The organism is Neobacillus niacini (assembly GCF_030817595.1).
In the GTDB taxonomy this organism is placed as follows: domain Bacteria; phylum Bacillota; class Bacilli; order Bacillales; family Cytobacillaceae; genus Neobacillus; species Neobacillus niacini_G.
The window spans coordinates 4719013-4742825 of record NZ_JAUSZN010000001.1 but is presented as its reverse complement, the minus strand read 5'-3'; the positions used below and the strand labels follow the sequence as shown (position 1 = coordinate 4742825).

General features: G+C 37.6%; 20 protein-coding genes and 1 riboswitch. Of the genes, 4 read left to right on the top strand and 16 right to left on the bottom strand.

The features are described from left to right. Window positions 1-136 precede the first annotated feature (136 nt). From QFZ31_RS22580 to QFZ31_RS22505, 16 genes are all read right to left on the bottom strand, one after another. Complete coding sequence (locus tag QFZ31_RS22580) at window positions 137-718, bottom strand: hypothetical protein (protein WP_307307150.1); 582 nt, start codon at window positions 716-718, stop codon at window positions 137-139. 457 nt (window positions 719-1175) lie between these two features. Continuing rightward, window positions 1176-1319 (bottom strand): hypothetical protein, encoded by a 144-nt coding sequence (locus QFZ31_RS22575; protein WP_307307147.1) that lies wholly within the window; start codon window positions 1317-1319, stop codon window positions 1176-1178. 38 nt (window positions 1320-1357) lie between these two features. Beyond that, window positions 1358-1442: riboswitch (cyclic di-GMP riboswitch) on the bottom strand. A gap of 111 nt (window positions 1443-1553) precedes the next feature. Then, window positions 1554-1697, bottom strand: coding sequence for a hypothetical protein (locus QFZ31_RS22570; RefSeq protein WP_307307144.1), 144 nt, complete (start codon window positions 1695-1697; stop codon window positions 1554-1556). Between the two features lie 858 nt (window positions 1698-2555). Beyond that, window positions 2556-3200: a class D sortase gene (locus QFZ31_RS22565; protein WP_307307141.1), complete on the bottom strand. Its 645-nt coding sequence runs from the start codon at window positions 3198-3200 to the stop codon at window positions 2556-2558. A gap of 6 nt (window positions 3201-3206) precedes the next feature. After that, entirely contained in the window at window positions 3207-3923 is a 717-nt protein-coding gene (locus QFZ31_RS22560) for a cell wall anchor protein (RefSeq protein ID WP_307307139.1), read from the bottom strand. Window positions 3924-4781: 858 nt separating this feature from the next. Then, the gene (locus QFZ31_RS22555) at window positions 4782-5690 is read right to left on the bottom strand and encodes an aldose 1-epimerase family protein (RefSeq protein ID WP_307307137.1); all 909 of its coding nucleotides are present in this window, start codon (window positions 5688-5690) and stop codon (window positions 4782-4784) included. Window positions 5691-6120: 430 nt separating this feature from the next. Then, complete coding sequence (locus QFZ31_RS22550) at window positions 6121-6996, bottom strand: aminoglycoside phosphotransferase family protein (RefSeq protein ID WP_307307134.1); 876 nt, start codon at window positions 6994-6996, stop codon at window positions 6121-6123. Window positions 6997-7139: 143 nt separating this feature from the next. After that, window positions 7140-8087, bottom strand: coding sequence for a mannose-6-phosphate isomerase, class I (manA, locus tag QFZ31_RS22545; RefSeq protein ID WP_307311741.1), 948 nt, complete (start codon window positions 8085-8087; stop codon window positions 7140-7142). A 22-nt stretch (window positions 8088-8109) separates the two neighbouring features. Next, complete coding sequence (locus QFZ31_RS22540) at window positions 8110-8979, bottom strand: ROK family protein (protein WP_307307132.1); 870 nt, start codon at window positions 8977-8979, stop codon at window positions 8110-8112. Window positions 8980-8997: 18 nt separating this feature from the next. Further along, window positions 8998-10227: an MFS transporter gene (locus tag QFZ31_RS22535; RefSeq protein ID WP_307307130.1), complete on the bottom strand. Its 1230-nt coding sequence runs from the start codon at window positions 10225-10227 to the stop codon at window positions 8998-9000. A gap of 157 nt (window positions 10228-10384) precedes the next feature. After that, window positions 10385-11446 carry a glycoside hydrolase family 130 protein gene (locus QFZ31_RS22530; protein ID WP_307307128.1) on the bottom strand — a complete coding sequence of 354 codons (1062 nt, stop codon included), beginning with the start codon at window positions 11444-11446 and terminating at the stop codon, window positions 10385-10387. A 29-nt stretch (window positions 11447-11475) separates the two neighbouring features. Then, window positions 11476-12420, bottom strand: coding sequence for an MTP-1 family protein (locus QFZ31_RS22525; RefSeq protein ID WP_307307125.1), 945 nt, complete (start codon window positions 12418-12420; stop codon window positions 11476-11478). Then, window positions 12404-14014 (bottom strand): glycoside hydrolase family 13 protein, encoded by a 1611-nt coding sequence (locus QFZ31_RS22520; protein ID WP_307307122.1) that lies wholly within the window; start codon window positions 14012-14014, stop codon window positions 12404-12406. Before QFZ31_RS22520 ends, QFZ31_RS22525 begins: the two co-directional genes overlap by 17 nt. A 184-nt stretch (window positions 14015-14198) precedes the next feature. After that, the gene (locus QFZ31_RS22515) at window positions 14199-15029 is read right to left on the bottom strand and encodes a carbohydrate ABC transporter permease (protein ID WP_307307120.1); all 831 of its coding nucleotides are present in this window, start codon (window positions 15027-15029) and stop codon (window positions 14199-14201) included. Further along, complete coding sequence (locus QFZ31_RS22510) at window positions 15016-15894, bottom strand: carbohydrate ABC transporter permease (RefSeq protein ID WP_307307117.1); 879 nt, start codon at window positions 15892-15894, stop codon at window positions 15016-15018. Before QFZ31_RS22510 ends, QFZ31_RS22515 begins: the two co-directional genes overlap by 14 nt. Continuing rightward, window positions 15894-17219, bottom strand: coding sequence for an ABC transporter substrate-binding protein (locus QFZ31_RS22505; RefSeq protein WP_307307115.1), 1326 nt, complete (start codon window positions 17217-17219; stop codon window positions 15894-15896). Before QFZ31_RS22505 ends, QFZ31_RS22510 begins: the two co-directional genes overlap by 1 nt. Window positions 17220-17668: 449 nt before the next feature. On the opposite strand from QFZ31_RS22505, the gene QFZ31_RS22500 reads away from it, so the two are divergent. From QFZ31_RS22500 to QFZ31_RS22485, 4 genes are all read left to right on the top strand, one after another. Continuing rightward, window positions 17669-18688, top strand: coding sequence for a LacI family DNA-binding transcriptional regulator (locus QFZ31_RS22500; RefSeq protein ID WP_307307113.1), 1020 nt, complete (start codon window positions 17669-17671; stop codon window positions 18686-18688). 20 nt (window positions 18689-18708) lie between these two features. Further along, on the top strand, window positions 18709-19236 hold the full coding sequence (locus QFZ31_RS22495) for an AAA family ATPase (protein WP_307307111.1): 528 nt from the start codon (window positions 18709-18711) through the stop codon (window positions 19234-19236). Between the two features lie 168 nt (window positions 19237-19404). Beyond that, window positions 19405-20397, top strand: coding sequence for an aminoglycoside phosphotransferase family protein (locus QFZ31_RS22490; protein WP_307307108.1), 993 nt, complete (start codon window positions 19405-19407; stop codon window positions 20395-20397). A 556-nt stretch (window positions 20398-20953) separates the two neighbouring features. After that, complete coding sequence (locus tag QFZ31_RS22485; protein ID WP_307307104.1) at window positions 20954-22471, top strand: LysM peptidoglycan-binding domain-containing protein; 1518 nt, start codon at window positions 20954-20956, stop codon at window positions 22469-22471. Window positions 22472-23813: the final 1342 nt, after the last annotated feature.

Genomic DNA, 23813 nt, shown 5'->3' with positions numbered 1-23813 from the left:
AAACTGTTCATCCCCTACTTGTATGCACATGGAACTGAGATATCCCCCGTAGTGGCGGAGAGTCTACGTTTGTTTCTACCAATTATGGAGAAGCCTTTGCTTTTTTTACTACTACACCAACGCTTGAGCAAAAATATTACGTAAATAAAGCTTTTACTTTTTTAGTACCCTTCACTAGATACGCAATAGATTTAATATAGATAGGATACCCTTGCGTATTTTGGATCGCATCTTCAACATCAATTAGAGCTGGGACAAATTTTTTCTTTCCTATCATGACTTGGTCTCCAACTTTTTCAATTCTAAATTTATACTTCTCCGTTAATTTATCGTAATGTCTAGGCTCTAAATAACTAACATAAAAGCGAACCTGGTTTTTCTTGGCGTGCGTGGCGGCAAGTTTAAGCAGATCCAATAAAATTGCTTTAGAGGCAACCCCCTTTTTTACACCCATTTTACGGACCTGATAAGAATTCTTTAGATTTTGGATAATACGATTTTCATTCGATATATCAACTAAATCATCTATTCCGGAGAGATTCACATCGCATGGTACAAATTCGATTGTTCCAACGCTAATATCGGCCTTATCCTTTAAAATAAAAGCTTCAGAGTTTTCTGTAAGACCAGTTACTTGGTATTTTCTTTCATTGGCGATTTGATCCCATAGATTCATAAATTCTTCTTTTTCTTCATTGTTTTCTACTTTTACATACATTGTTTATCAACCCCGCTAATCATCTTCCTTTGCCCCTATAATTGTGTAATATTTGGTGAAATATAGCAATACGAAAAAATAAATTCAAACCCAGCCATTCTACGTGTAATGACCTATTTTTTTTATCGTTGGTTTTAAATAATAAAAATAAAGGTAGACTAATAGAAACAAAAAACTAATCAAACGTTTAATTAGTTGTTCACTCCTTCTTTGTCACACCATTAACAGAATGTGATTAGCCCTCTAGCATCCTGGTTAGAATTTTTCAATTTAAAATTGCCCGTATCTCTACGTTGTGTATTAAGTTTACTCTTCCAGGATTCTTCATAAACATTTTTAAAGACACCGTTAATGGTGTCTTTAAAAATATTTATATAGGAGGTAAATGATTATTCCCCAAGGTAGTAGAGAAAGGATTAATCCCCATAAACATCCTTTTCCAAAAGAGCCATTATTCTCATTTAGCTGCATTTAGTTCAAGTTCCCTTAACTTGACTTGTATTCTTTTACTTTCGTACCATTCCACGATTTTACGTTCTTTGGCCGTTAAGTAACCATCTTTGCTTCTTGGTGCCGTTTTTCTCATGTTTTTTCTATTCATTTTTCTCCTCCAAATAATCGTACGGAGGTTGTAAAATATTCGGCAACTGGCAAGCATAGTCCCAAGACCTTAGCCCCTATAGTTTTGCGTAACCCGCTTTCGCGGGTGCTGCCCTTTCGTACGATTGTAATTACACTAATAGTATAGAAAAATATTGTAGTTTTGGGAAGTATTTCACATGTTCAAAAAAAAGGTTGGAATCCAATGGACACCAACCTTCTTTTGCATTTAAATTTACTCATTATTTTTTCCTGCCGCTACTTCTTGTTCAGCAATAATTTGTTTTCTTGCTTCGGACATCATTCGACGTTTTAGTCGCTTGAAGTATAATCGAATAGAGAAAACAATGATCACTATGATAGCTACGCCAATATTCATAGCTATAATGTTTCCATTAACCTTGTTTACTCTTATTTAGTGATCAAATTTTTGTAATGCAGTTGGCTTGTTTTAAACCACTGATATTTTAGGTAAGTAATAACGAGAAGGATTAGAAAGATTAAAAAAATATGAACGCAAATAAAATAGATGGGATAAAAGCTAGTAATGTTAGATATTGTAGCAAAATCAACCGCAAATTTTTCTAATTTTTCAATTCCAAAAGGTAAGTCATAAGGGTCTGTACTCTTTGAATTATCTTTGAGTACCATACCCAGTACAACAATTAGGAAAGGAACGGGTGTAAGATTTCTTATGAACTCATGACAAAATTTGGTCTTTTCAGCCCAGGTTTCATAAAAATTTAATTGCTTCTTTAGCTCACCTTCTTCTGACTCATCATTTTCAGCTAGTTTAGAAATCCTTTTATATTCCCAATTCTTAAAGACTATGAAGCCAATATTAAATTGTGCAGCTAATAGATTCCATACTGACCCTAAACAGTACTACTTCGTTGAGTTTAACGGTTATATTTATTTATTAATTTTAGACGAGTGATTTACGACTGAGTATTATATAAAGGGTAAGTCTGCTGACATTTTGTTAAATCGGCTTAATCGTACTGTGGGGGCAGCATTATCACGAATATAGGAAAATGTAAAAGAACAGATAATTTAAAGTCAGTATTTGTAATGGAAATTAATCCTGATGATTTCCCTTTCCGTTCAAGGAGCTTTATGATGATTAATGAGAACAATAGTTATGGACACCATGAATTACTTGTTGATGAAATGACAAGATAAGCTATTTGCTATATACAACAAAGCAGCCTGATTAATGAAAATCAGGCTGCTCCTTTTAGTTATTACTAGCAATAATTGGACTAGATACTAACTTTGTGTAAACGATATAACGGTCAGGTGCGTCGCCAATGAAATCAAAAGGGTAGCAAGTTGTTAAGGTAAGAGTTTCATATTCTGTTGGTACCATAACCGTCATATCGTTCGCTGGTACAATTTTAAAGTCAATGGCTTCGTAAACGAAATCACCATATGGAGTATTGAAAGTCACTTGGTCACCTAGTTTAAGGTGCTCTAGCTTTCTAAATACCGTATCCCGGTGTCCGCTTAAGATGACATTGCCGCCTTGACCAGGCAGTGCGCTGCCAGCGAAATGGCCTGCGCCTTTTTTTAACTCATTTTCATGTGTACCTTGTACTACAGGAACATTTAAGTCGATGGTGGTGAATTGCAATTCACCAATGGATGAACCTGGGTCTGGCAGTTTTGGCCATGGCTGGTCAAATGTCTGAGCAGGTAATTCTGGTTCGTATTCATCAACTACTTCGTGCGCTAACAAGACTGTCTGTTTTGATAAATCCCATCCAAAATAAGCTACAATGCCAACACCGGCTGCAATCAGTAAAATTGGAAAACTAAGAAGTACCCATTTCCACTTCTGATACCACTTCTTTTTCCGCTTTTTCTTTTTTATTTTTTCCATGATTTCTTAAGCTTCGATTTCGGATTTGCGTACCAAACGTAATGCTGGAACAGCCGCAATTCCGCCTAATAGAATTAATAATCCGCCTAGTGCCATATAATCTACGGTGTTGCTGTCTGTGTTAGGAAGTGGAGCATTTGGCATTGGAACGAACGTTCCTGCTTTGTCTAATTGTTTCTTAGCTTGAACCGCACTTTTTAATGCATTCATTTTTGCTTGAAGAGCAGCGATATTTAAATCCTCTCTCTTAGGATTTATCGTTGCTAATAAATTTCCTTTTAAATCCTTTAACTGGATAAGAAGGTTCGTACCATCGACCTTATAAGTAGCGATATCAAGCGGATTCCCATTTTCGTCCACGATTGACGCTTGAAGGTGGGCTAGCTTCACACTTTCTAGGAATAAACGTCCAATTTCTACTTTAGAGGCATTAGGAAGATCCTGTGGATTAGCTGCACCCTTCAAAAGTTGGCTTACACGTTGGGTATTATCAAGAATCCCTTTATACTCGGCATCACTTAACGTAATAGATTGTAAGTATGCATATAAATAATCCACCTCTGCGATATTTAATGCCTTTAACGAATCTACTAATTTCTGTGCATGGGGGTTTGTATTTCCTGCTGCTAAAACTTCATTACCTGGAACCGCAGCAAATGCAGTTAAACTCAAACTAAGTGCTGCAATCACAGACCCCTTTTTCAAAGTTGATTTAAAATCCAATTTCTTCACCCTCTAGTTTATATTTATGTATCTATATAAGATAACATAATTTGCTAGTTTTCTCAATGAAATACAGTGAAAATTGTCAGTTTTTGTGAAAAAAATGGGTAATAATTCTTATATTATCCTCTTATTCTATTGATTTTTAGGAACCCCAGCGACGTATTTGATGGATTAAAATCTCTTTTCGCTAATTTCCCAATTCCCGCGTATCGCTTCGCAATAGTTCTTGCCTTCTTTAAGTCCATTATGTATTTTTAAGAGCAATATTTCTTTCTTCACGGTGATCACATCTCCTATACTCCCTTACCAAATTATACCATTATTTGTCATATGAGAGTGTTCAATATTTAGTTAACGCTCAAATAGAAGGAGGTTTATTCCATTACGAGATGAAATAAACCCCTTCCTTTTTCACCATATGATCTTCTCGACAATTTTCTTTGTACCAAGGAGGAACAAACGCAGCATTATCAGCACGTAATGCATTTCTAATCAAACGATTAGTTAACTCCAAATCTATTTAATCAAACGTTTGCTTAAATAGCCGATAAACCTTTTTGGTATATGAGTTTTTGCCGATTTAAAGTGAGTTATTTGTTGAAAAAAAGTGGTGATTTTTTCAATTTACCCTCAAAAATGACAATAGAAATTAGAAACATACACATCCTATCAAACTTCTACAATGAAAAACACCATCTAAACGTTTAATTAAATAAGCCTAAAACCCTTTAGAACAACCAATTTTATGCTACTTTCTAGCGAAATATTTGTCGAGGATTATTCAAGTGTATTTTCCTGATTCCTTTAGACCGTCAAGGAGCCACGAGAACCGGCCCCCTAGCTCCTGGCCCCCCTTTAATGAAACTTCATTATATATTCAGCCTGAAACGCTTCCCCCACTTCTAGCTTATTGACGCCAAACTTCTCTTTTAAGTTCCCTGTTGTGTTATATTTATCTGCAATGCCGTACCAAGGCTCAATGCAAACAAACGGAGCTATCGTCCCATCTGTTTCCATATATTTTGACCAAATCCCAACAAACGGAAAACCTTGAAACATTACTTCTACACCATGACTCGACTGATTAGATACCAATGTGACTTTATCGATATTGCTGTAAATTAGAGCATCATGGGCAAATAGAGAGTTTGTAAGTTGAATCGTTGAGAGGTCATTTACTGTCCCTTTCTCATGAATGAGGGAATTCTTTAGCTCATATTCCATCACTTGCTTATTTGCCGCAGGTGTAATGTTCAAATGGTAATCTTCAATGGTTTCATTTTCTCCTAGTGGAACCTTAAACGCAGGATGTGCACCAATGGAAAAATACATCTCTTCCTTGTTTTCATTCAGGATTTGCCACTGAACAATTAGCGAGTCCTCCATGAGACGATATCGAATCACCGCTTTAAATTCGTAAGGATATACATGAATAAAGCGTCCAAGAGACTCAAACACAAAAGAAACGGTTGTTGATGTCTGCTCAGCCACATCGAATTCAACGTCACGCAGAAAGCCATGCTGTGACATCTTGTAGGTTTGGTCATCCAGTTTATATTGATCTTCCTTTAACCGTCCCACAATCGGAAATAAGACAGGAGAGACTCGTCCCCAATATGCCTCATCTCCTGTCCACATATAATCCAGCGCATTTTTCTTATGAGTCACTTTACGTACTTCTGCTCCGTGTCTGACAATATCAACCTTCAACCAATCATTTTCAATGACAATCATCTTTTTTCCCTCATCTCTTTTTTCTGGCATTTCATATTCATCTTATCCTCATAAGACCTGCATAAATCCGGTTAACTAAATCTTTTATAAAAGTGTGAAACGTATTCAAAAAGCTATAATAACCGTCCCCTTAGTCCCATTTCTCATAATATCTTCACATTCTATTAGAAAAGCGTATGACCCTTTTCTTCATACACTAATATACAACTATTGGGAGTGGGGTCTGACCCCAAATCTCCGGAGAGGCAATACCGTCAACTTTTGGTAATTTAAAGGTGTCAGAAACCTACACCATTATCTAATGTTAGATTAGGGTGAATGGTTAATTTAGCGAACTCCATCATAATACAGAACCTAGCATAACCAATTAATTTACGAATCTTTGACAAAGCTCAGGGTGTGACAGTGTATCGTTATATAAAAGATAAAAAGCCATCAGAACCGTCCCCAATGTGTTTGATTAGTTTTTGTAATCTTGGATTATAGTCCAAATAATATTAGATGCTTCTTCCGCTCTTACTTTATCAAAATTTTTGTAAGAGTCATATGTGATTAATGCCTTCCACAGAGCCCATCCTCGTGCTCTATTCCAGGTTCCTTCGTCAAACTTTAATTCATTCTTAAATACTTCTCTACTGGTATCATCAAAGAAATTCCAAGCTATTGCAGCGTCACAAGAAGGATCTCCTACTCCTACTATTCCAAAGTCAATAACCGCACAGAGCTTTCCATCCTTCACTAACAAATTCCCTGTTGCTATATCACCGTGTACCCATACAGGCTCTGACTTCCATTCAGAATCTAAAGCTAAGCTCCAGATTTCACTCAGCAAACCACCATCAAAAGTGTCACTGTTGTTTTCAATAGCATTTCTAGATTCTTCATTGTATATAGATAATGAACCGCCTCTATAAAAATTATGCTGACCAGCTAACGGACCTCCACTAGTATCGATGGCTCGTAACTCTTTTAAAAACGACCCCAAGTCTTTTGCTAGATGATTAAGGTTATCAATATTGTTATGAGATAGAGGGTCTCCCTCAAGCCATTTATAGATGGACCAGGACCACGGATATTCATTGTTCGGATCTCCTTTTGCTATCGGAGTAGAAACTGACAATGAAAGTTTTTCAGCAAAAATGGGAAGCCACTTTTGTTCTTTTTCCACCTGTGGAGCATAAGCCGCTGCACTAGGTAACCTGACACTCAAATGATCCCCTAAATGAAATGTTCTATTATCATTTCCACCTTTTTTTACAGGTTTGATAGATAAATGAGACCATTCTGGAAACTGTTCGTCTATTAGTTTTGCTACTAAATCGACATTGATAATCATACTATCTCACTCCTTTCTTTTTCAAATTCATAGTAAGAAGATACTGTCACACTAAACCCCTAATCACCTATACAGCTCATCAATGGTAATCTCCTCTTTTTAGTCGGTTTCATGAAATCACCCTCAATAGCTAATTTTAATGATTAGGTGTGGGATACAATCAACTCACATTTTCCGTCAACCACAAATTCTCCTAATCCCACTGGAATAATGAAATGGGTTCCTTTTTTCAATGGATAACGCTCTCCGTCATGAACAAGGACCCCATCTCCCTTAATGACACTGAGAAGCAAATATTGATCAATAAAAGAAAATGCAGATTTCCCATTAATATCCCATTTATATACGGAGAAAAACGAAGATTTCGCAAACATTGTAATAGTAGCATTTTCCCGCGCTTCAACCACCGGAGAAAAACCCGTTTCATGATGCGGTACTGTTGTCACATCAATAGCCTTTTCTAAATGAAGGTCGCGCAGATTTCCCTCCGTATCACGACGGTCATAATCATATACGCGGTAGGTGGTATCAGAGCTTTGCTGCGTTTCCAAGACAAGCGTACCTTCACACAAAGCGTGAATTGTTCCACTTGGTACGTAGAAAAAGTCACCAGGCTTAATCTTCACTTTTCGGAGCAATTCATTCCATTTTCCTTTACTAATTTGCTGGATTAGGTCTTCTTTTGTTTTTGCATTATGACCGAAGATCATATGAGCGTCCTTTTTACAGTCGAGGATATACCAACATTCTGTTTTTCCAAGCTCGCCATTTTCATGAACCTTCGCATACGCATCTTCCGGATGTACCTGTACCGATAAATCCATGTTCGCATCCAAGATTTTTGTTAAAAGTGGAAACGCCTCTTCCTTTGGGTTTCCAAACAGCTCTGGATTCTTACGCCATAATTCGTCCAAGGCCATACCTGCGTAAGGGCCATTTTCAATAATAGAAGGTCCATTTGGATGAGCAGAAATTGCCCAGCATTCTCCTGTTTGATCATTTGGAATTTCATAGCCAAATTCATCACGTAAAGCTGTTCCACCCCAAATTCGCTCTTTAAAAACTGGTTTTAATAACAATGGTTGCACGATTATTCCTCCCAAATTACGTTTATCATTCATTCTCCGCTAGCAATGCTTGATGAGCAAGCATTAGCGAGCCAGTTATCCCCGCATTATCACCTAAACCAGGGCTGACAATATAATTAGTAAGCTCCGGCAAAGCTACATACCCATTAACAAATTCCTTTAAATACCTATTAACAAAAGTAAATACTTGTTTCTGTTTCATCACTCCACCGCCTAGGATGATTTTTTTCGGCGAAAGAATTAAGATATATTGCATCAGAGCTTGAGCAATATAGTAACCTTCCATATCCCAAACCTCACCTTGGTCTACAAGCTGATCACCCTTAACACCCCAACGTGCTTCAATCGCTGGTCCGGCAGCAAGCCCTTCTAAGCAATCGTGATGATATGGACATTTTCCTTTGTATTGGTCATTCGGATGACGTCTAACAAGAATATGTCCCATTTCAGGGTGTGAAAGTCCTTGGAGGAGTTCACCTTGGACAATCGCCCCTGCTCCAATTCCTGTACCAATGGTAATGTACAAGCAGCTGTCCAATCCTTTAGCAGCACCAAAGGTTGCCTCTCCCAATGCAGCTGCATTTACATCCGTATTGAATCCAACTGGAACTGAAAATGCCTCTTTTAAAACTTGCACAAACGGATAATGGTTCCATCCTGGTTTTGGTGTAGAGGTTATGAAACCGAAGGTAGGACTTTCCTTGATAACATCAATCGGGCCAAACGAACCCACACCGATGGATTTTATAGAATATTTTTTAAAAAATTCAATCACCTGCTGCATTGTTTCAGCAGGGATCGTCGTTGGAATCTGGATTCGTTCAATGATCTGCCCCGTATCATTACCGACTGCACAAACGAATTTTGTCCCTCCTGCTTCAATGGCACCCAACATAAATAATTCCTCCCAAACTTATGATTCATTAGAACGAAGTACAGAAACTTTTTTTGATTTTCTCCAGATAATATAGAGTGATGGAATCATGATGACATATACAACTGGAAAAAGACTAAACGATATCGGCAAAAGCTGGTCAAAATCAAGGTATTTTCTCATGACTAAAAACAAAACTACACCAATGATTCTTCCTACTCCAAGTGGAATTTCACGGATAATGATATAATCTAAACGCTTTTCCTTGTACTCTGGATCCTTCTCAATGGCCTGGTAGATCATCGCACTCATCGAGTTCGTAATCATATTCTGTGCTAAAGGCGAGATTACCCCAAAAACAACCAACGAAATGATTACAGGAAAGATTGATAACAGAACAGAACTCAAAAATATACTAATCGAGCCAATCGCATAAATGGCAAGACGATATTTCGGATTAGAGTACCTAGCGAGTACATAGAAAGTAGCAATAGCAACAAGTTCAGCTGCAGTATTATAAATACCTAAACTCAATTCTCCGCCAGCGACTTTGAAGGTAATCATCGTAATCAAGAAGGTACCGTACACGCCCGATACAATTCCATCAGCAAACATTACCTTATACATCTTCTTCCATTCCCTCGATGGATTCTTAATGACTTCCCAAAAATAACTTTTGGTTGTAATCGCATGTCCCTTTACCTTTAATGAGGTTAAAAAGGCAATAAAAAAGAATACACAGGTCCCAATAAAAACGACATAATAACCAAACATACCCTCGAATTGTGAGATGATATTTCCTGACAGAACCGGGCCGATGACACCGCCAATGGTAAATAAAATTCCTTGTACATATAAAAATTGGTCACGATTATCATTCGTAGTTAGATCTAATACCGCCAAGTGCATGCCCACATAATAGAGGCTCATTGCCAATCCATTTGAAAACCCTAACAACATAATATGATCACGTAATGTATCATGAAAAATAAGCATAATTAAATAGGTGATCAGGTAAAAGACAAAGCCTAATCGCATCGTAATCATCGGGCTCGTCTTCCGAGCAAGCCACCCGCAAATTCCAAAGCAAAAGATGAGTGCAATCGACCAATACAAACTATAATGGGCCAGCAAGGAATAGGTTTTATCCAGCTTCCATAGGAAAACACTTTGAAAAACACCTGACAAAACTCCCCCAAAGGAAAATAGGGCATTCATCAGTAAATAAAACTTCAATTCTGTAGAAAAAGACTTAAATACTTGAAACATTCAATTGTTCCCCTTTTAAAGCTGAGTTGGCTAATGGCTGCCCCTCTTGCAATCTAGTAAATAATTCACTTTAGTAATCGCCTTAACTCTCAAGGTCCTGCCAAAGTTATGTTAAAAAGGCCAAAATCAATAGACGATTTTGGCACTTTTTTAGCTATTATAGATAAGTCAATGAATCCAAAATTTCTTTTAAACTTAATTCAGCACAAGCCATCGATGTGTCAGCAACACCGTAGTACATTTTAACAACATCACCTTCAACAACAGCACCACATGAAAAGACAACATTTCCAAAGAATCCTTCCACCTCATAATCTGCTTCAGGTTCAATAATCGGCTGGTTGGAGCGGGCAATGACCTTTGTTGGATCTTCCAAGTCAAGTAACACAGCACCCATACAATAGCGGTGATCCGAAGTCGCACCATGGTACAGCTCGAGCCAGCCTTTCTCTGTTTTAAAAGGAACGGCTCCCCCGCCCATGCGAGCGCTGTCCCACATACCTTCACGTAAACCTAGTAAATGCTTGTGGTTCCCCCAATGTAAGAGGTTTGTGGATTCAGCAATCCAAATTTCTGGCTCTCCGACACTTTTAGGTACCGGACGATGAAGCGCATAGTATTTTCCATTTATTTTTTCAGGAAAAATTAATACATCCTTATTTTCCGGTGCAAAAATCATTCCGTGATGTTCTGTTGTCACAAAGTCTTTTGTGGAAACCATTGATTCGCCAACACCAACCGGTGAAACAGCACTAAAATATATATAGTAAGTATCATCTATTTTAGTAATCCTCGGGTCCTCAATCCCAAAGGTCTCTAACTCATTGGATGGATATACGAACGGTTTTTCATCAATCGTGAAGTGATGACCATCTTTGCTTCGCGCAATCCGCAAGTAGGATAGGGAGGTTAAATAAACAAAACCATTTGAATCTCCACTCTTCTTAATCGTACGTGGATCAGAAAAATCAAACTGATTGTCACTTAGATTTAAGTCTACTATCTCTAGTTCACGGGTTTCTGGATTGTAAATGGGTGCTTTGATAACATTAGGATCTTCACTAATTGGGCGCTCAGCTACACGAAGAAGCATAATAATTTCATCGTTATATGTTGTAATCCCCGCATTAAATGCTCCAATTACTTCAAAATCTGGGCGATGTGGTGTTACATCCATTGGGGTAACCAATGGGTTCTCTTCATATCTATATATATTCATTTTCAGTTCTCCTCCATTCAAAGTTCAAATTACCGTTCATATTGTAAAAATGGATCCACGATCGTTATTTTTTGAGCTTCTGCGTCACTAATTCCTGCATAAATATCAGCACTTCTATCCGGTCTTCGAACTAATCCGCCACTAAAGACAACATCCTCTAGGTCTGGTCGTTTCGATGGACCAGGAAGAAAATTGCTTCTAGTAGCAATTAGCTTCATGTCAGAAATATCACCTGTTTCTGGATCAAGGGCAAATACCATTGGATAATAATGACGATTTCCCTCTTCATCAAAGGAAGCGATATGGCCGAGGACACCGACAAGTCCATTTGCTAATAGGTGCGGTTCGTTTGCTCCACCCCACTGTTCATCAATAAACTGGTCTTCTAGCAAAGGAGCTTCGTTAATCACATCGAGAGTCAATTCAGCTAATGAAGAAATTCGTGTCCAACCAATCTTTCCTCTTCCGCCTTTTTCCCCTTGAGGTCTTGTCAATACGCCAATACTTCCGTCCTTTAATTCCACAAGACGAAGGTCCTTCATTCCGTCCGGACCTTTTGCAAATTCCTGCAGCCCTGCAATGGACTGTCCTTTATAAAAAACCGTTCTCCAGCCAAGTTGACCCGCATTAATTGGATGTGGGAAGATTTGAACGCCACCTACAATTAACTCTCCTGCTATGCGAGTAAAGAATGGATCTTGTAACTCAAGGACAGGTGCATTCTCTCTTGGTACCCACTTTCCATTTCTCTCGACAAAGAAATAAACATGAGAGTGCTCACTGTCACGTGACTCTACCCGTCCTGCAATAACAAGCTCCCCTTCGTCTTCAAACGGTGCGCAAATATTATAGACATCTTTTTCACCAATTCCTGTGAAAACGATCCTTTCTGCATTGGCAGGTTGAGAATTCGAATTAAATTCTTCCAACAACTGTTCACATGTTTTGACATTCCCTTTATTTAAAACAGCCATTTTCAATATCCCCCTTTAAAATCAAAACTTCATTCTCCAATATTGAGATAGCCTGATTACATTCAAGCGACTCCCGCTTAGTAGAGAGCAGCAATTCGCCCTTCAAACCTATATCAAGCGTTTTTGGTTGATTAGAGAAGTTCAAAACTACTACTATTCTTTCAACACAATCCTTCTTAACGAAGGAAATCATATCATCTTCATTCCGTAATAATTCATAATCGCCATTGCTGAGGGCTGAATGTTTTTTTCGCAGCCACAGCAGCTTTTTATAAAAAGCAAGCATGGAATCAGGATCGTTTTGCTGGTCTTCCACATTAATTTTGTAAGCTTCCTCAGGAATCGTGATCCACGGCCCCTTTTCTGAAAAACCGACATTCAAATCAGCAGTCCACTGCATGGGGGTTCGTGATTTATCCCTCGACTTTTCGTTGGCAATTACCAATGCTTCCTCTTGCGACTTACCAGCTTGTAAGGCCAATTGATAGTGCGTAATGCCTTGTACATCTTTCATTTTGGAAATATCATCCGTCATCCAATCTCTCATTCCAATCTCATCACCTTGATAAATGAACGGAACACCCTTCGCTGTAAGCATGAAAGCTGCGACTAATTTGGCTCGGTCCTCTTCACCGCCAAATCTAGAAAAGTGTCTGGACATATCATGACTAGAAAAGAACAAGGTCGGGATTTGCGACTGATCATAAATCTTCTCCGTTTCAACTACTTGTTGAAAGAGCTTTTCCACATCAAACGTCTCAATGCTGCCAATATTAAAATTAAAGACAACATCTAATTTGTTAAGGCCCGAATATTGTTTTAGAATATCCAGGTCTTCAGAACCAACTTCACCAACAAGAAATTTATCTGGATACTGATGAACAAATTCAGCTATTTCCTCAATGACAGCTAATATTCCTTCTTGGTCTTTATCGTATAAATGAATTTGTTCATTCTTTTCCACATCAAATGGGTTGTCTTGAAACGAATCATTCACCTTTAAGAAATTAATGACATCAAGCCGGAAGCCATCGACTCCTTTTTCCAGCCAAAACTTCATGGTATCCAACATCGCTGTTTTAACTTCAGGATTGGCCCAATTCAGGTCAACCTGCTCCTTAGCAAAGGCATGATAATAATATTGACTGGTGTTTTCATCGTACTCCCAAGCAGATCCACCAAAGAAAGATTCCCAATTGTTCGGTTCATCCTTCCAAATATACCAATCTCGTTTCGGATGCTCCTTCCGTGATTTTGACTCTTGGAACCACTGATGTTTAGATGAGGTGTGGTTCAACACTAAATCGGCTATCACCTTGATACCGCGACGATGTGCCTCTTGAATGAATATCTCAAAATCGGCCATCGTTCCATAATCGGGGTCAATCCCATAGTAATCGGAAATATCATAGCCGTTATCCACCTTTGGGGATGGATAAAAGGGTGTAAGCCACAGTCCATCAATCCCCAATCCCTTTAAATAGTCGAGCTTTGAGGTAATACCAGCAAAGTCCCCTATTCCGTCACCGTTTCCATCTTTAAAGCTTGGCATATAGATTTCATAAAAAGTCGATTGTTTCCACCATTTAACCATTGTGTTTGAACTCCAATCTCGCAAAAACTTCTATTACTTAGGCTCTTTTCTTAAACTTTGTTTCTTTTTGGAACAGAATGTAATAAGAAAAGAGCCTGCAAACTAAATTCTAAAACGCAAAATAACAATTTCCACGTTAAAATCGGCTTTAAGATTTTAACAACAATCATTACGAAAACAGCCATTACTTAAGTGTAAATTGCATACCTTCTTGGAACTTTTTCGCAAACAGCAAGAAGATGATAATGATAGGCAGTGTTAATAAAACAGAGGCAGCATACAAAGGGCCTGGATAGCCGCCATATGGACCGAACATTTGTGATAACAGGACATTCAGCGTTAGCATGTTATCACTCTTCGCGACCAACATATCCCATAATAGCTCAGTCCATCTTTCCATGAACAAGAATAAGAAGATAACGGTCGTTATTGATTTAGACATTGGCAAGACGATTTTGTACATAATTTGCAACTCGCTCGCACCGTCTAGCTTTGCCGCTTCGATAAACGTTTCTGGTATCGCCTTGAAAAAGTTCGTATACATAAATACGGCCCATAAACTCATGGCTTTTGGCAAAATCAATCCCCAGTATGAGTCATACATTCCGATTCGTTGAATCAAAAGGAATGTAGGGATTAACAAAATGATGGCTGGAAAGAACATTTGAAATAATATAAAGTTATTTATCGTGTCTCTTCCTTTAAATGGCATCTTTGCTAGTGCATAGGCGACCATAACGGCAGATACCATCATCAATAGTGTTGAGGCCCCCGAGACAATAAAGCTATTGAAGAATGCATTCAACCATGGCCTTGGGATAGCAGCTTCCCCACCACCCAATAACCATTCATACGATTTCAAGGAATACTCTGTCGGAAATAGCTTCTTATCTACTTGATCCCAATCAGCAAAAGAATTTAGCACCATATAAATATATGGATAAATCATAATCAGTAATAGAATAACGGCAATTAGGTAACGAAACCATAAGCCTTTTTTCTTAGCTCCACCCATTTCGTTTCCCCCACATTTCTAAGAGTTTTCGAATGATAAAAACCGAAATAAACGTTACAACGGAAGCAATAATTGCAATGGCAGAAGCATAACCTGCTTGAAGATTTGAGAATGCTCTTGTAAAGATCTCCATTTGCCATGTATTCGTTGCAAAATTTGGTCCTCCACCTGTTAATTGGTAAACTTCTGTGAAGATACCAAACGTAACACCAATTGATAAAATTAATACTGTAAATAACGCAGGGTACAGCAGCGGAAAGGTAATTTTCCAAAAACGCTGCCACGGAGTTACCCCATCAATCATGGCTGCTTCGTAAATTTCGGTACCAATACTTTCAAAACCTGATGTTAAAATCAGCGCATAATACCCAGTGAATTTCCAGGCGATAATCATTGCAACCACAAAGAGTGCTGCAAAAGGACTTCCAAGCCAATTAATATCTAAGCCCAATGAGTTCCGCAAGAATTCATTCACCGGACTGTTGTAAGATAAAATCCCTTTTACGATAAAGGATGATACAACTCCTGATGCTAAATAAGGGAGGAAAAAGCCGATTAAAAATAGCCCTTTAAATTTTGGTAATCCCTGAACGATTAAAGCAACAATAATCGATGACGCAACCACTAAAGGTACAAATACTGCCAGAAATTTAAAAGTAACGAAAAATGCACTCTGAACACCAGGACTTCGAAAAGCCTCCATATAGTTCTCAAGTCCAACGAATGTAAAGGTTGGTGAAATTAAATTCCAATCCGTAAACGATAAGAATAGTGACCACACAAGTGGGATCAAAAAGAAGACTAATGCATATATAAGATAAGGACTGGCAAATAGCCAGCCCATCCTTCCGTGCTTTGTGCTCATTATTTAAGAGCCTCCTTAATTGCCTTTTGCATGTCCTTCCATCCAGTTTTTGGATCCTTTTCACCTTTTACCACTGGATTGAAAGCATGTTGACCAATAAATGTCTGAATATCATTGTATTTTGAGTTATCCATTGGCGGGATACCATTAGGAACGGCAGCTGCATATGGTTGTAATGCTGGATTTTTATCAAAGAACGCTTTAAATGTATCATTTGTTGTTAAATCATCACGAGCTGGTGGTAAGCTTGTCTTTTCAAGCCATTTCAAATCATTATCAGGAGTAGAATAAACCCAGTTAATGAAGGTCATTGCTGCTTTTTGTTGCTCTTTTGTTGCAGAAGCATAAATCACTAAACCTTTTGTATCAGCAAACGTTTTAACATTTTCTGTATCCACGCCGTCTGGTACTGGCGGCGCTGCTAATGTAAATGTTTCATTAAACTTTAATTCCGGGAATTTCTCTGCCCAGTATGGAATGGTCCAAGGACCAACATCCACGAAAATCCCTAAACCACTTTCAAATGGATCTTTTGACTGTCTTGTTAACAACGCATCCGCTTTACGTAAATCATCCATTAGGCCAAGTACTTGTTCGCCGGCCTTTTGCTCACCTGTGAATTTAGTACCTTCAACAAACTTGTTACCGTTGGATGCTGCATCATACAGCATGAAGAAGTCAAACCATCTTTTCCAGGCTGTTGGGTCAGCAAGGTCTGCCTTTGCCCATAAATATTTATCAGGATATTTCGCTTTTAATTTTTCTGCTACATCTAACATTTCACTATACGTTTTCGGCGGTTCGTTATAGCCAAGCTCTTTTAAAATGTCTAATCTCCAGCCAAATAGCATGGCATTTGAGTAAATTGGCAATACATACTGGTGACCGTCAGCAAATTCCCAACCCTTCATGGTTTCAGCCATATTACGGCTTTCTTTTACCTCGTCCCATCCCTCTAGCTCATCTAATGGTACAAGGGCTTTACTCTCAGATAATTGAGCAGCAAATCCACGGTTAATATTTTCTGAAATAGTAGGTGCACTTCCACCCGCTATCGCTGATTGAATACTTGCTTCAGAAGTTGGGCTTTCCTTCATCGGGCTGACATTCACTTTAATTTTTGGATTTTCCTTCGTGAACTCCTCTGCTACTTCCTTCCAATACACTTGCTGTGTCGGGTTTGGAGCCGCCCAGAATTCAATCGTTGTTACGCCATTTTTATCTGCGCCGCCGCTTTGTTCCTTATTACCAGTAGAGCAAGCAGCTAGTCCAGCGACAGTCAGAGAAGCTGCGAATACGATTGATGCTACTTTTTTCATTTTCATCTCAAATTCCTCCAATTTCTAATTATTTTTACCTAACTTCATAATTAAAATGCAAATACCATAAATCGTTTGAAAATTTAATGACCCTTTCAAGCCACCATATGGAAACGTTGTCATTGTCATTTAAAAAAAATATAATAGGACTAGTCTATTGTCTTAAAATCACGGTATATATTGTATTTCCTTTATCCCTACCCATGACAACTACCATTACGCAACCTTAAATAATTGTTTTGTAATTCTAATAACTGCCTTACAACGACAATTATTGCACCTAACAACCGGGATGTCAAACATTATATTCATAAAAATATATATTTTTAATCAGAATTACAAATATGGTCACTATTGTAATTTACCTTTTGTAACGTTACAATGTAATTACAAGAAAATTTTATAAATCAAATCACTTTAAATATAAGGACATCATTAAAGGAGAAGAGTTTTATATGAATAGAAAAGTGACAATGCAAGACATCGCCGATCGGCTGAATATCTCAAAAAACTCCGTTTCTCAAGCATTATCTGGAAAGCCTGGGGTTAGTGAAGAGACAAGGCTGCTTGTCCAGAAAACAGCGGTTGAATTAGGTTACGATTATTCAAATAGTAGAAATCAAAAACAACCTGATAAAAAAGGTACCAGGAATATAGCCTTAATCGCTTCTGAATTTGCTTTTTCACTTAAAAGCTTTTTTGGAGAAATTTATTTAGGTATTGAAAAGGAATTAAGAGCTCGTGGCATGAACCTATTTATTGAATCCATTGATAATGGAACGAAGGTGAATTTAACACTTCCTTCCTTATTAACCAATCATGAAATTGATGGAATATTAATTCTATCTCATATAAGTACCGACTATATTAAAAAAATTATTGATACAGATATCCCAACTGTTTTAATTGATCACCATGAACCGCATTTAGAGGCTGATTCAATTCTGACGAATAATCGTTTTGGGGCTTTTAGGGCGGTAGAACATTTAATTCAATTAGGACATCGTGATATTGCCTTTGTAGGAAATGTTGACAAATCCCCAAGCTATCAAGAAAGATTAGAAGGTTACTCACTTGCTTTAAGAAAGTATGGGATAAAACCGAATGAACACTTTATAGTAACAAATGCACAGGAAAATCAAAATCATATTAAACAGCATATGGATAACCTTCAAAGCCAGCCTTCTGCGTGGTTTTGTGTAAATGATGGTCTTGGTTTCCTCGTAACATCCGTCCTGCAGCAAAGAGGCATCCATATACCCGATGAAGTATCTGTCTGTAGTTTTGATAACGGACAATTATCACAAATCTCTACTCCAAGGATTACAACCATGGATATTGATTTGAATTATTTCGCAAAAAAAGCCGTAGAACAGCTTTGTTGGCGAATGGAAAACAGAGGGGAACCGATTCAGGAGATTTTACTTCCAACCAAGTTAATTATTAGAGAGTCTACTTCAGAAAGAAAAAGCTAAAGGTCGGGAGTAACGTAAAGATGGATAAAAACCAAGAAAAAACAATATACCTAATATCTGGACCATGCGGGGTAGGTAAATCTACTCTTACAAAGGAATTGTTACGAAATGTGAAAAAGAGCGCTCTAATTAAAGGGGATGATTTCTTATCCATATATGATAAAGACTCTGAACCTCCTTGGGATGAAATGCTTATGATTATGTGGAAAAACATACTTTCGTTAACTCAAAATCTGCTTCAACATAACTTTAATGTGATTATCGATACGGTTGTCGAAGATGAATTGGAGTGGTTCTGTAAGCATTTTGCTTACCTGAATCTGAAGATTAAGTACGTGGTCTTACTCGCAGAGGAGAACATTTTAATAGAACGTTTGAATAGGCGCGGAGATCCATTTTTAATTGATCGCTCCTTATTTTTGCTAAATAAACTTGAAAGAGAACCAGCAAATTCAAAACATCTTTACAACACCTCTTATAAAAAACCAGCTGAAATAATAGAAGATATCTTGAATTCTTCTAGTTTTATTTATAATTTAGCGACTTAATCAGAAATTTCAATTGCATCTGTAACTGCCTTTTAAGACAAGCTTCTTGACTACTATTACAAGAAGGAGAAATCGAAATCTGTTTCACTATTTAATTAGGAATCTTCAATCCCTAATCAAGAGAATATTATCCTTGTGATAAAAATTTATTAAGAGAAAGGCGAACTGATGGAGATTAATAATCGGATTACTGCTATATTGAATGATAACTATGGAATTCAAGCAACTTCAATAGAACAACGTCCAGGCGGCTGGTCGGCTTTAGCATTTTTCGTGGAAGATAAATGTGAAAAGTATTTTTTAAAAGTATATAACAAAAGAAAGCCTTCCATTGTTCCGTGGATTGATGCAATTGATAGATATACTCCCTTAGTAAAGTGGTTGTATAACCATACTGATTTAAAAAACAATCTCGTCAATCCAATCTTTACGAATATGAAAAGTAATAAATGCGAAGACGAACAGTACGTGTATTTGCTTTCAGAATATATTGAGGGAACTACAATTGCAGACAAACAGCTAAGTCAAAATCAGGTAAATGAACTGGCTAAGATTCTTGGAATACTTCATAAGAACACATCAAACATCCCTAATGAATTAAAACAGCAACAAGTAAACGAAAGTTTTGACATAGATTTCTGCGAATACTTATCTTCTTTTATTAAAAACTATTTGGATAATACAGATGATATCGTTTTAGAAATTGTGAAGCCTTATACAGGCACTTTATTAGAAAAGATTAACAGGATGAGGTATTTATCAAATACTTTGAAAAGCAAACCATATCAGTTTGTTTTGTCCCACGCAGATGCTCATAATTGGAATGTTATGCAAGGGAAATACCTTATGCTTATTGACTGGGACTGTCTAAAACTTGCTCCACAAGAACAAGACCTGATTTTAATCATTACAGAGCAATATGCTGGACAATTCTTAAATGAATACAGGAAATATATGAAGTATGAGTCTCCAGATTTCGATGCCTTTGAATTTTATTTCTTAAAGAGGAAACTTGAAGATATTTGGGAATGGATTAAGAACTTACGTTTTGAAGGTCTTGTAAAATCAGAAGAAGTAACACTCGAATTTCTAAAGTTGAACCTTGATGCCTGTACAAGAACTGAGAGCTTTCGGTCAGAAATTCAAAAAGTCTTTAATTAAAAGGTAAACATAGATATTCTTGTTGAACTACCGGGGTGCTTTAGTTGAAGAACATTATGCTTAGTAAGGACCTCATAATCCAGTGGATATGAGGTCCTTTATTATCTCAAATAGATGATATCTTCCCAACTGTATACCTTATCCGTGACTGGTATCATCTCCTTCCCTAAACGGAAAGAAGAGCAAAAACCAACCACCCCAACAATATTCAGCTGCAACTCCATTCTATCATTGTTTAGCTGCCTAACAACCTATCAATCTTCGACAAAACCGGGGAGTGACAGGCACAGCTATTAAAATAGCTGTACCCAAAATAGCGTTCTAAAACCATTGGCGTTTTTTCATTTTATCCATCCCTCCATACGACAATGTATTAAACCAATGTATTCCAATTGTCGTATGGCCGAGTGGGCAAAACGGGACATATAGATGGTATTTTGTCCAACATAATCAATTTCCGACTAATTATGACAATTTCAGGACAGAAAATGGTGAAGTATTACGAATATTACAGAGTAAGAGTTAATTTAGAGAGAGAATAGGGGAATTGGTTATTTTGACTACACAATTAGTTGTAAATGGTGAATGGACACTTAGCAGGAAAGAAACCTACGGAAAAGGCAAGCAAGCAAAATCTGTACCTGTTTTCACCACAAGGATGGAAAAACGTGAATATTATAAGAGTATCCATTTTGATATTCGAAATGTACTAGACGTCCAAGGGTTTTTAAAGGATATCCGCACTAATTGGAATACATATGTATCACAGGTTCACGAATGGATTCAAAAAAATGTTGTAAAAAAACTGGTATTGACCGGCATTTTTACCGTTGTCCTTGGCTTGTACACCAGCACGGCAAATGCAGCCATTCATATTCAAGAATACACCTATCAGGTAAAAAGCGGCGAAAAAATTGAAACCATCGCGATGCAGCATGGTGTCACAGCCCAAGAAATATTAGAGGCCAATGGACTGACTTCCATTGACGGCAAAAAAATTCTTTTACCAAAAGTAGATGATAGAACGGTGACCGCTACCACACTAAATATCCGCACACAGCCAAGCACGGAAAGCAGTATAATTGGAACCTATAAAAAAGGAAATATCGTGAAGGTTGCATTTATCGAAGATGGTTGGGCTGGCATTCTGATAAAAGGGCGGGTTTGTTTCGTCAGCGCTGACTACCTCACAAAAGCACCTGCACAAGCAGGCACATCTACAGTCGAAGCTCAAACGAAAACCATGTATGTAACGGCATCAACTTTAAGAGTTCGTGCAGCTGCTACTACCAGTAGCGCTGTCCTAGGTTCGTTAAAATTAGATGATCTTGTAACTGTAACCTCTAGTTCAAACGGGTGGGCCAAGATTCAATTCCATGGCAAAACAGCGTATGTGAGTGAAACCTTTTTAACGAAAAAACAGGCAGCTCCTGCACCAAATGAGTCTAGTAACAACAGCAGCTCAACAGTTGATTCATCTGTGTATGTGATTAAAAGCGGTGATACCTTTACAAAAATCGGCAAAGCCTTAGGGGCCCCTGCCTCAACCATACAAGCACTCAATCCAGACTTGAATCCAACCCGGCTAAAAATTGGACAAAAAATCAAAGTCCCTGCTGCAACTGTGAGTGAAACCTTTTTAACGAAAAAACAGCCCGCTCCTGCACCTGCACCAAATGAGTCTAGTAACAACAACAGCTCAACAGTTGATTCATCTGTGTATGTGATTAAAAGCGGTGATACCTTTACAAAAATCGGCAAAGCCTTAGGGGTCCCTGCCTCAACCATACAAGCACTCAATCCAGCCTTGGACCCAACCCGGCTAAAAATTGGACAAAAAATCAAAGTCCCTGCTACAACAGTATCTACTGCAAATCAAATAATGGTGACAGCTAACATTGGAGGTGTCGAACTGAATGGAACCTTCCGATTTATCACGTCGAACGGCAGCTTGTACACCGCAAAGGCAGCAGGCAACATGATAAGCGAACTATTCGTCCATCAAGGAGAAAAAGTAACCCTAACTCTCGAAGCAAAAAGAGGTCAGAAAATGATCCTCCTTTCTATTCATTAGGAATCATGCGAACGAATCTTATTCAGGTCTTTTGAACGGCCGGCAAAGGTTTATCAAAAGCAGAAAAAAGACAGATGAGCCCATCCATAAATGATTGTTCCTTTTAATAGAACTTACAATAGAAGAGCCATTCCCGCTACGAAAATGAGCAGGAATGGCCCTTTTATTGTGTATGCCGCAGGGACGGTTCTCATGGTTAATTATGGTTAGGTATCTCTCCAAATCTTAAAATAGTTCAGTAATCATTACCGACCATATTTTGTGATGGCTGCTACCATGGCTAATAAACTTATTTTCTGCGAACCTCAAAGAGGTATAATAAAATTACTTCTCACTATTATGTAACCATATTTATCTGTATTCTAGTTTCATTTAAACACATTGGTGTCACTTACTATGTAGGTGTCCATCTCTATTTTCTCATGCCATCAATTACAAAAGCTATCAGAACCGTCCCCATAGTCCTTCTTTTATCTCTCTTATTTTTCATCATACTGTTGAAAACTCCAAACAAAAAAAAGAGAAATCCAAGGTTAAATAGTGACGGGTATTTATATATTAAGCCTCCATTTTTACTAGATCCTCTTCTCGACGAAATCCTTCCTAAAAAGAGGATTAAACTTAGGCGTTGCAGTATTTAAAGCTATTCTAATCAAATGATTGATTGAAACCAATTCAACTATTTAATCGATTATTTAAATTACGCATAAGCCCTTTTAGCAAACGGATTTTTGTCGCTTTTCAAGAGAATTTATTGTCGTATAATAGTGTTAATTCTTAGGTATTATCTTCAAAACTGACAATAGAAACTAGCAAAATACAAGTTCTTACAAATAAAAACAAGGTGTAATACCAACTAATCGTTTGATTAAAAGTGGTTCAAACCCTTTTGGAAAACGAACTTTTTCCTGTTTTCAAGAATATTCATTTTCGAGGGAAAGCGTCTCGAATTTTCTAATAAACATCAAAGCAATATAACAAATATGATAATCCAAAGTTAAGACGGGTTCCCTTCAAATGTTTGTCCTAGAACTATAGACAAAAAGTACTTTACCTTGCGGCAGCAGTTGACACTTACATTGCGTTTATACATTAGCACTTTAATCTTTAATTGAGTAGGGTCTGACCCCACTGGCCTGGTGGGGATTATTTTAGGCTTACAGATAATTACAATAGTAAACGTGGAATGACATGAATCAGTTTATTCAATCGTTTGCTTAGTTTGGGGATAAAATCAACTACAGTAAGGATTTTCTTTAATAGTTACTCGTGATAATTGTCAAAAGTATCTTTTTACCAATTCTTAAAATTTGTTAATTGAACAGAATAATCGACAAGAACC